This window comes from Psychrobacter lutiphocae DSM 21542, assembly GCF_000382145.1.
Lineage (GTDB): Bacteria > Pseudomonadota > Gammaproteobacteria > Pseudomonadales > Moraxellaceae > Psychrobacter > Psychrobacter lutiphocae.
On sequence record NZ_KB907677.1, the window covers coordinates 1 to 10,947 of the forward strand.

The 10,947-nt window shown below is 40.0% G+C and carries 10 protein-coding genes; 3 read left to right on the forward strand and 7 right to left on the reverse strand.

The annotated features are described in order from the left end of the window. A partial coding sequence (locus tag H140_RS16570; protein ID WP_019674112.1) for a transposase occupies positions 1-240 on the forward strand: 240 nt, incomplete at its 5' end. A 33-nt stretch (positions 241-273) separates the two neighbouring features. Next, entirely contained in the window at positions 274-585 is a 312-nt protein-coding gene (locus H140_RS0113150; protein ID WP_227672955.1) for a LysR substrate-binding domain-containing protein, read from the forward strand. Positions 586-861: 276 nt separating this feature from the next. On the opposite strand, the gene H140_RS0113155 is transcribed toward H140_RS0113150, so the two are convergent. From H140_RS0113155 to H140_RS0113185, 7 genes are all read right to left on the reverse strand, one after another. Then, complete coding sequence (locus H140_RS0113155) at positions 862-2,166, reverse strand: amidohydrolase (RefSeq protein WP_019674114.1); 1,305 nt, start codon at positions 2,164-2,166, stop codon at positions 862-864. Between the two features lie 117 nt (positions 2,167-2,283). Beyond that, entirely contained in the window at positions 2,284-3,756 is a 1,473-nt protein-coding gene (locus H140_RS0113160) for a sodium:solute symporter family protein (protein ID WP_019674115.1), read from the reverse strand. Next, positions 3,749-3,904, reverse strand: a complete 156-nt coding sequence (locus tag H140_RS16080) for a hypothetical protein (RefSeq protein ID WP_167320800.1) — start codon at positions 3,902-3,904, stop codon at positions 3,749-3,751. The genes H140_RS0113160 and H140_RS16080 overlap by 8 nt, the downstream gene beginning before the upstream one ends. 571 nt (positions 3,905-4,475) lie before the next feature. Continuing rightward, complete coding sequence (locus tag H140_RS0113170; RefSeq protein ID WP_019674117.1) at positions 4,476-5,615, reverse strand: S-(hydroxymethyl)glutathione dehydrogenase/class III alcohol dehydrogenase; 1,140 nt, start codon at positions 5,613-5,615, stop codon at positions 4,476-4,478. A 126-nt stretch (positions 5,616-5,741) separates the two neighbouring features. Beyond that, on the reverse strand, positions 5,742-6,602 hold the full coding sequence (locus H140_RS0113175) for a mechanosensitive ion channel family protein (protein ID WP_019674118.1): 861 nt from the start codon (positions 6,600-6,602) through the stop codon (positions 5,742-5,744). A gap of 195 nt (positions 6,603-6,797) precedes the next feature. After that, a complete protein-coding gene (locus H140_RS0113180) occupies positions 6,798-8,258 on the reverse strand; it encodes an aminoacyl-histidine dipeptidase (protein ID WP_019674119.1) in 1,461 nt (486 codons plus the stop codon). Between the two features lie 183 nt (positions 8,259-8,441). Then, complete coding sequence (locus H140_RS0113185) at positions 8,442-8,675, reverse strand: hypothetical protein (protein ID WP_019674120.1); 234 nt, start codon at positions 8,673-8,675, stop codon at positions 8,442-8,444. Between the two features lie 931 nt (positions 8,676-9,606). Here H140_RS0113185 and H140_RS0113195 point away from each other — a divergent pair. Next, positions 9,607-10,947 (forward strand): GA-like domain-containing protein (locus H140_RS0113195; RefSeq protein ID WP_019674122.1); only part of this gene is annotated, 1,341 nt, incomplete at its 3' end.

Consider the following 10,947-nt stretch of genomic DNA (forward strand, 5'->3'; position numbering starts at 1 on the left):
CTATGGCATCAACCAAGTTTAAACCTACATAATGTGACGATGCTTAAATTACCCCCTTATTCACCTGAGTTAAATCCATCTGAACAGGTGTGGTCGTATTTGAAACAACATTGGTTATCCAATAGGTGTTTTGATGGTTATGAGGCTATTGTTAATGCTGCTTGCAAGGCTTGGAATAGACTTTGTTCCAAGCCCGAGCTCATTCAGTCTATAACTTCTCGTGATTGGATTGGTTTATAGGTTTATTTATGGAATTGGTATAAGATACCATTACTGGTACGTGAGCTTGGCTCGGGTACTCGTCAGGTGATTGATGAGCGATTGTTGCAATATATGCCAGAAGCTGGGGTAATACAGGCAGTACAGCAGTCTGAAGCCATTAGAAATATGGTTAAAGCTGATATCGGTTTTGGTTGTTTGTCGCAACATGTGATTGAGCCTGATTTAGAGCAGGGCAACCTTATAGCCATTGATATTAAAGGCATTGATTTAAAAAGGGTGTGGTGGATGATTTGGCACAAACAGCGACATAAAAGTCCGATTTGGGAGCAGTTTATGTCACGTTTAAAGCAAGAAAGGGTATAGAGTGAGGGTCGGCGTTACTGTCTGATACCGAATCTGGAACTTAACCTATTTAGGACTTACGCAAAAATACGATTTCAAGGCTTTAAAAGCGACTGGTTATTATTTATGGAGCGTCTGGCTTTACCTTCAGAGGATTCATAAATGATTACCAGTTGCCATAATATCTACTCGTGCGTAAGTCCTACTATTGAAGAAGGTGAGTGCAAATTGAAGAAAGTGAGTGCAAACACTACAAATACTAAATAATAGGTCAAATGAGCTTGAAAAGTTTGGTTATTAATCAGCGTTAGTATCATCTTTGAGATAAGTCAAAGCACCTACAACTAAGGCTTCAATCCCCGTACGTAAAGTAACAGGATTTCCAGGGAAGTAATGCGGAGAATGGGGCATCTCCAGATTACGCATTTTTTCAGTGACGGTTTCGCCTTCTGTCGCTTCCCAGCGCTCTTTAGGTGTACTGCCAATTAGCCAGTAAAGACTTGGGATATCTGGACCTTCAAAGCCACCTTCTTTAGCATTGCCTAAATAAGGAAAGTCTTCACTGCCACTTAATTTTGGCATTTCATATAAATTATCTTCACCAAAGTATTCAGCATAAACCTGACGAACCTCATTAAATAGTGTTTCGTCGTTATTTAAGCTAATGGTTTCATTCATTATCTCAATTTCAGGTGGTTTAGGCGATCTACTGGCTTCACATTCTGCGTTTATAATGCGGTAAATGGCATCAACCACTTGTTTGTGAATATCATCATTAAAACTGCGAACATTAATCTCAAGCTCTGCGTGATGTGGAATAATATTGGCTTGTGTTCCCGCTTGTAATTTTCCGACGGTCACTACCACTGTTTCATAAGATGGTACCTCACGTGACACGATGGTTTGCAGGCGAGTAACAACATGGGCGGCAATAATAACAGGGTCTACTGTATTCTCAGGCATAGAGCCGTGACCACCAGCGCCATGTATTGTTACGGAAATATTTGAGCAAGCCGCCATAGATACACCAGATCGGAGTCCTATTGTACCAGCTAAAGCTGGCATATTATGCTGACCGAGAATAATATCTGGACGACCAAAGCGTTCATATAAGCCATCTTTTAGCATGGCTTTCGAGCCACCAAATATCTCTTCCGCTGGTTGACATATAAGCATTAATTTGCCTGACCATGAGTCTTTTAAGTTGTAAAGAACTTCGGCAGCACCAACTAGGCTACTACTATGCAAATCATGACCGCAAGCGTGCATGATAGGGGTGTTGCCTCCGTTTTTATGACAAACCTTATGACTGGCATAATCTAGCCCTGTTTTTTCTTTAATGGGTAAGGCATCCATGTCGGCACGCAACATCACTGTTGGACCTTCACCATTTTCTAGAATTGCGACGATACCAGTTTTACCAATCTTAGTAGTGACCTTATAACCAATGTTTTTAAGCTCTTTGGCCAAACGTTCACTAGTGTTAAATTCATCGAAAGATAATTCAGGATGTTCATGAAGATGCTCATATAAGTCCTGAGTTTTAGAGAAGATTTGATCGACTTCAGTTTTTATGTTTAATTTTAAATGTGCTATTTTCATTTCAAGCCCTTAATGATAAGTCGATAAACACATAATTCAATCAACAATCTTAAAAATATGTTATCAACTATTGAACGTTCCTTTTTTCTAAGCTATTTTGTCTAAGCGATAGATGTATTAAACTGAGGCTTCAGGAATAACAGGTAGTTTAGCCACTGGTTTAGTGCCAAATTTCTGGAATGCTATAACAATGATAATATTAAATAATAAGCTCCATATACCAGCATGCCAACCAAATGGTGAGCTTAATCCTAGAAGGTTAAATTGCATTAATATAAACAATAGAGTTCCGAGTAATGCACCTGCCATGACGCTTTGTCGTCTTAATTGTGGCATAAACAATGCCCCGATAACCATGGGAAACATCTGTACAATGATGCCGTATGCCGTCAATAAGATAATAACAAGCGAACTAATATTTAATAGCGCTAATAAATATGAAATAGCAGAAAGTACGATGACACTTCCTCTAATAGCATTTACATTTGCTTTCTCGCTGATATTTTTAAAGCAAAATGGCTTTAGGATATCTTCAACTAAAATTACCGCTGAAGTATGTGCTAAATTAGCGCCTGTAGACATCGCCGCTGCTAATGCACCAGATAGCATGAGCCCAATAATCCAAGGAGAAAGCTCTACAACATTAATGACCATTTCAAGTAATATGGTATCTGCACGTTCAAGCGGGGCATCTTTAAAGACAAGAATACCAGCGAAACCAATAAATAACAGTGGCACTAATAGATAGGCATATAGAGGATAGAAAACACTGACTTTACGTAAGGACTTTCCGCTGTCTGTGGCATAAAACTTCATAAATAGATGAGGCCACATTGCACTACCAAAGGCACTGATTAATATCGCGGTAGAGAAGTACCCCCAATTCATACCATTTGCACCAGGCATGGTTAAAAATTCAGGGGCTTGCTCTTGGAGCTTTAAGAACATCTCACCGACACCGCCATACAGTATCTTCGGGATAGCCAGTCCTAAGAACCAAGCGATTACAATCATCATGACACCTTGGACTAAATTGGTCCAACCAATCCCACTTAAGCCACTGGTAAATACATAAGCTGCCACTACAAAAAATGCCAATAAGCTACCGAGCCAATAAGGGACAAATCCATCTGTTGCAGCTTCAAACAGCATGCCAGCGCCAGCTATCTGGATGGTTAAATAAGGCACTAACGCAACAATACCTATAACCCCTGCTAGCATACCTAATGCTTTGCTATTAAAATGATGCGATATCATATCGCCTTGAGTTAAATAACCATGTTTACGACCAAGCTCAGAGACCCTAGGGCCCATTGTCCAGATAACAATAGGTACTAAAGCTAGATAAGCTAAAATATAAAGAGCAGGTGCACCGTTTTTGTAAGACCAACCAGGTGTACCTAAGAAGGCAAAAGCTGAAAATATCTCAGCACCTAAGATAAAGAATAGCACTAGTACGCCCATATGGCGACCACCAGCAACATAACCTTCTAGACTCGAAGCAGAGTTACCACGTGCCCTGATACCCACAAAAAGTATGCTTATTAAATAGACAATGGTGATACCGACAATAATCATTGTATTATTCATTTACTCCTCCTCCTTCAATCTTCATATAGGCAATCCATGTGCCTAAAAATAATATAAACATCCATAGGATGTACCAGAAGATAAAGAAAGGTAGACCGAGTACGAAGGGCTCGATACGATTGGCTAGTAAGGCGCCAGGCCAAACCATAGCGGAGGTACACAGAAAAAAGTGAAACCAAATAAAATATTTAGCTTGCATATTGTTCTCCAACAATTCCATTTGGTAGGAGACATTTTATTCATTTAAGTCAGGGTCTGTTGAGCATGTACTATGTAACCTTAAGACAGGTTCAGTCTTGAGGATAATTGAACTCTCAAGGAAAGATGGTTCAACAAGCCCTAATAAAAAATCATAAAAAAAGACTCTACAAAATCAGTTATAAAAAATCCATTTATAAATTATCCTATACCTATAATAAATGGGTGTCAAAGCCTTAATTAAATATGAACCTGTATACACAATCAATAAGTGGCTATTTACACCTAAAATAAGAAATAAGTTACTAATTTAGTGAGTTAAATTTCTCTTATTAGAGTTAAGTTTTTCAAAAATATTTTTATTAATGAGCGAGCTAAAAAACTAAGGGCTACTTGTGATTACAAGTAGCCCTTAGTTTAAATATTTAATACCAATTTCATCTTAATTGATAACTATGCAGGCTGATGCTTTTAGCCCAGCAAGTTAAGTTAATTGTAAAGCCGGATTCATTCCACTCGCCTTAATCTTTTAACGCATCAAAATGAATCACACTACGGATACTCTTACCTTCATGCATTAACTCAAAGGCCTCATTGATATCCTCAAGCGGCATGGTGTGGGTAATGAATTCTTGCAATGGTATCTCGCCATTTAAGTAGCGCTCGACATAGCCTGGTAACTCAGTACGACCTTTAACACCGCCAAAGGCTGAGCCTTTCCAAACTCTACCAGTAACTAACTGGAACGGACGGGTAGAAATCTCTTCACCAGCGCCAGCAACGCCAATAATGATAGATTCTCCCCAGCCTTTGTGGCAGCACTCAAGTGCTGAGCGCATGACATCTACGTTACCGATACACTCAAAAGAATAGTCAACGCCACCATCCGTAAGCTCGATAATAATATCTTGGATAGGGTGGTCGTAATCTTTTGGATTGATTAAATCGGTTGCACCGAGCTTTTTGGCAAGCTCAAATTTACTTTCATTGATATCAATACCGATAATACGGCTAGCACCAGCCATAACTGCCCCAATAATAGCAGCAAGACCAATACCACCAAGACCAAAGATGGCAACAGTTGAGCCTTCTTCAACTTTAGCCGTATTCATGACGGCGCCCATACCTGTAGTCACACCACAGCCGAGTAAGCATACTTCTTCTAGAGGTGCTTCTTTGTTAACTTTGGCCAATGAAATCTCAGGCAATACTGTATATTCAGAGAAGGTAGAGCAGCCCATGTAATGGTAAATTGGCTCACCGTCTTTGTAGAAACGCGTGGTGCCGTCTGGCATCAGTCCCTTACCTTGGGTCTCACGTACCGCAGAGCATAAGTTGGTTTTGCCAGATTTACACATTTTACATTCACGACATTCAGCAGTATAAAGAGGAATGACATGGTCACCGACCTCAACGCTGGTCACGCCTTCACCCACTTGCTCAACAATACCGCCCCCTTCGTGACCCAAAATTGCAGGAAATACACCTTCAGGATCTGCACCAGATAGTGTATAAGCATCGGTATGACACACACCGCTGGCAAGGACCTTGACTAGCACCTCACCTTTACGTGGTAGCATCACATCGACTTCTTCAATTTTTAACGGTTCATTTGGTCCCCAGGCAACGGCTGCTTTTGATTTAATAAATTTGTCTGACATAAAAAATTCCCCTTTGATCGAGAGTGGATGACAGATATTGTATTGTACTGCAAGCTTTGGCTTATGAGGGCATGTGTTGCAGTATTCAATGGGAGCTTATTAAGCTAATAATATATCACTCAAGGTTTATTTATCGGTTGTATTATCCGCTTTATTTGCCAATTGTTCCAAACCGCTAACATGGATGCTGCGCTGGGGGTATGGGATGTCAATATTATTATCATCAAGTGCTTCTTTAAACGCTTCTAATAACTGACATTGCATTGCCCACCACTCATCATTTGTGGTCCATACGTTGATGGTCAAGTCAACGGAGTTATCTCCCAAATTAGTCACCCTTACAATAGGTGCAGGATCTGTAAAGGCTAAAGAGTTGGCTTTTGCAGTGGCTAATAGTATTTCTTTGGCGGTCTTAATATTATCATCATAACCGATACCAACCGTAATATCGACACGACGATTGGGCAGTGACGTATAGTTGATAATAGCAGAGGTGCTAATGTCACCGTTTGGGATAATGACATCATGATTGTTAGTGGTGGTGATATGGGTGTTAATTAAAGTAATATCAGTCACTGTGCCTGTATAGCTACTAATGGTGACATAGTCGCCACGCACAAAGGGGCGGAAGATGATAATTAAAATACCTGCAGCAAAGTTTGACAGTTGATCTTTTAGTGCCAGACCCACTGCCAAAGCAGCACCACCCAAAATGGCGACAACCGATGTGGTCTGTACACCGACTTTACTTAATGCCGCCAAAATAACTATCACCAACAATACGCCATATAACAAGCGACTTAAAAATATAGAAACCGTATCTTCTAAGTGGCTACGTTTCATAATGTTATAAGCCACCCGCACAATTTTTTTAGCAAGCCAGCGACCAATGACAAAAATTATCACAGCCAGCACAAGTTTGATTAGTAGCTGTATCCCATTTTCGGTTAAGCTTGCAGCGTCAATAGTAAAGCCTAAAAACTCCATATATTTCCTTGTAATCAGTAAAGAAAAAGTTAAGTTAAAAACTAAGGTCTGTTGAGTATTTACCCTATGTGATCAATAGCAATTTAGCAGATTGTGTTTTTAAAAGCTCTTAAATATCATTTATCTAGCTCTATCTGGAATATGCAAGAAAATCATACGCATAGATTAACATAGCGAGTAACAGATAGCAGAGTGTTAAAGCGTTTGTAACGAGGTTAATACATGGCGTAACCAGTCCCAAAACTTTTCAACACTTTCAATATTTACTCGCTCATCTGGAGAGTGCGGCATCTCGATAGTAGGACCAAAAGAAATCATCTGCCAGTGTGGGTAGTTTTGTCCCAAAAGTCCACATTCCAATCCAGCATGAATTACAGTGACATTTGGTTCAAATCCAAGCACCTCTTGCCCTGATTTGATGACACAATCAGTCAATGCAGAGTGTGGGGCAGGCTGCCAGCCTGGATAAGCACCGTCTAATTGTACGCTAGCACCGAAGGCTTGAAATAAACGTGACATTCGATCAGCCAGATCATCTCGGGCAGCATCATCTAATGAGCGTAATAAATGTTGTAACTCTAAGTGATTTTGTTGCGTTTCAATTTTGGCTAAATTTACTGAAGTTTCAACTACACCTTGTGTATCCATGCTCATCCGATCAACGCCATTAGGACATACTCTGATGGCTGTTAAAATAGTGTTTTGCGTAGAGTTATCCCACACTTGTTCTGGTATGTCGGCAGTTTTCAAAATGACACTTATGCCACGATCTTCGGTAGGTAATCCTCGGCGAATAACTTCAGCTTCTTTTTCAATAAATTGATTTAACTTACTCTTATCAAGATCACTACCAAAAACAGCTTGAGCCTCACGAGGGATAGCGTTACGTAGATTTCCTGCATCTATTGCAGCGACTTCAATGTACTTGTTAACACTATCTAATAAGCGAGTCATGATGAATGCTGCATTGCCTCTTTGCTTAATGATGTCTATGCCTGAATGTCCCCCTTTTAGACCTTTGACGGATAGTTGATATGCCTTATGGGTTGTCGGCGCTTGCCAGCTTATTGGTAAGGTAAAAGTAGCATCCACACCACCAGCACAGCCGATGCAGATATCACCAAGTTCTTCAGTATCAAGATTTAATAATAACTGACCCTGAATCCAGTTTGGTTGTAGTCCTTTTGCACCATCCATCCCAGTTTCTTCAGTCGCAGTAAAAAGTGCTTCCAGTGGTCCGTGTTGGATATCGTTAGAAGCCAATACTGCTAGTGCAGATGCTACTCCGATACCATTATCAGCGCCTAACGTTGTGCCTTTTGCAGTAACCCATTGATTATCACGCTCGGGATCTATATAGGCATCAATAGGATCGGTACTAAAGTTGTGATTACTGTCTTCATTTTTTTGTGCAACCATGTCCAGATGGTTTTGCAAAATAACGCCAGGCGGGTTTTCCATACCTGGGCTGGCAGGTTTGCGCACCAGCACGTTGCCGACCGCGTCACGTTCGGCCCAAAGTCCCAAGCGTTTTGCTTCATCTAGCACAAATTGTTGTACCGCATCTTCTTGATGAGAGGGGCGTGGTATCTGGGTTAAGGCGTAAAAATAATGCCACAAAAGCTTGGGCTTTAGATCTGTAATGGCGCTGGGCATGATGGACTCCTAATCTCAAAATAGTATTTTAAGACTTACGTCAACAACTGTATTTAAGATATTACAGGCGACTGCAAATTACTGATTAAACTGCTGCTACTATCTTCAGACAGTGCAAATAAATGATATCCTGTCACTATCAGTTATATTTTTGCGTAAGTCCTAAGAATTAAGACATGTAATTTAGTGAAAGCTTAAAAGCATCTCAATATCTCTAACAGTAAGGTCTCTAAGCAGTAACTGATCTTCAACTGACATCCTATTTAGGTGTTCTTTTAGTAAAGGATGAAGGTTGTGAGCGATTTCTGTGGTAGAGGCATAAAATAAGTTTGAGTCTTTTTCGATGAGCTTTTGCAAGTATTTTTGCAGTAATTGTTTTTTCTTATCTTGTTCAGGGTTAGTAGAGGGAGGGTGCATAAGTGATACTCCTTAATGTTTGTACTATGGTATCAAACACGAAGAGCAATCTATTTAGTTGTATTGTTAATCCTATCTTTTTTAAAGCATATCCACGCTATTAAATTGACTATTGCCCAAGATAGCCACATTGATACCAAAGTATGACTAAAAAAGTAATCGCCAATTATGAACCGCCCCAGGATTGTAGTGGTCAACTAAATTTAGACAGAATCTAAGAGGTTTTGTTGAAATAAAGTCTTTCTTTAGCTAATGGCTGGGTTGTTCCAGTGGCTTAACTTTACCGAGCTTGTTAATCATTATCCCCCTGATAAGCTAAAGTACTTTGCTGATGCTGCTAGTAAGTTGTAGATACCTATGCTTTAGGGAGGGAGGAAGTCAAATACAAACTCCTGTAAATTAATTTAAGTTCATTGTTACAATACTTAAAAACTCTAAGTAAATCTTATACATATAAAATATGAATCCATTATTATAATATGTATATTTAAATACACTAAGAGGTTTAAAAGAAAAGAGTATATCAACAGTAGTATACATCAAGCACACCTTTTTTAACATAACACTTAAACTCAATTATTGCCTAACCAGCCTTGTAACTAGCAGAAAAAAGGCTGATAGGTGGTATGCGCACGTCTTTTATTTATTGTGCTTTGTTTGTATAAATCTGTTTGTAATAAAAACCTACTTTGAATGACCTACCTTGAATGAGAGGAAGCGCCTATTATCAAGATGCGCCAATTATCAAGATATAAGCTATCAAGGCAAAAACTATCAAAAACAAGATGAGTAAGGGTTAGACGTTAAAACAGTCAGTTAAACACATTTATGTCCTGATCCTGTTAAAGCTTTAACCTTTTGGATTACTAACTTCATACTAATTAACAATATTATTGAAATCAGACTCAATTTTTAGCTTAGAGGCCCTATTATGAAAACTGTTACTGTTAAAGTAAATAACGCAACGCAAACCATTGCTGAACACCAAGTAGTGACAAAAAATGGCCAACCAACCGTTATCCAAGCGACGAATAAGGTTAATTATGAACTAGTTGATCAAGCAACTGGTCGCGCACCCAATCATATAGTTACCAAGCGTGTGGGTAATGATTTGCACCTATCTTTAGAGGATGATTCACAAGACAGTGATTTGATTATTGAGGGCTTTTATGAGGATGCCGACAGTGCCCTAATTGGCTTGGCTGAAGATGGTCAATATTATTATTACACCCCTGATAGTGGTGAAGTTACAAATTATGTGACAGAGCTATTACCTGGTGATATTGAAGGACAAGCCCTAGGTGGTCAAGCACAGGTTACGCCATGGTGGGTTGGTGCAACACAGTCAGAAGGCTTTGATACATTGCCTTGGCTGTTTGGATTGGCAGGTCTTGGAGTAGTAGGTGGTGCCTTAGCGAGTGGTGGTAGCAGTAGCAGCAGTTATGTTCCTCCAGTTGATACTTCAAAGGAGCAAGTTGCCCAAGATGCGATTGATAAAGCCAAAGATGCAGAACAAGCAGCGAAGGATGCACTTGAGCAAGCTGAAAAAGACGGTGTTATCACACCTGAAGAACAACAAACCATCATCGATGCCAACAAAAAAGTTGAAGATGCTAAAAAAGAGGCTCAAGACGCCATCAACAAGCTTGACCCAAGTAAAGATAAAGAAGGTCTACAAGATCGTTTGGGCAATGTAGATGGGGTTAATGTGCCAGAAATCACCGACAAAGATAGCGATGATATCGCTGTTCAAGACGCCCAAGATGCGATTGATAAAGCCCAGCAAGCAGAAAAAGACGCACAGGACGCACTTGATGAGGCTAATAAAGATGGCGTTATCACGCCTGAAGAACAGCAAGCGATTGAAGAGGCTAATAAAGCGCTAGAAGATGCGAAGCAAGAAGCGCAAGATAAGATCAATGAGCTGCCAGAAAGCGCAAGCAAAGATAATCTACAAAGCCAGTTAGATGAGATTGGTAATGGTGTCAATGTGCCTGAAGTCACCGACAAAGACGGTGACGGCTTAGACGACACCCTTGCCCAGCAAGTACAAGACGCCATTGATAAAGCCAAAGACGCAGAACAAGCAGCCAAAGATGCGCTTGAAGATGCGCAAAAAGACGGTGTTATCACACCTGAAGAACAACAAACCATCATCGATGCTAATAAAGCATTAGAAGACGCTAAGCAAGAAGCTAAAGACAAGATTGATCAGTTGCCAGACAGTACTGGTAAAACAGAACTACAAGAGCAATTGGATCAAATTGGTGGT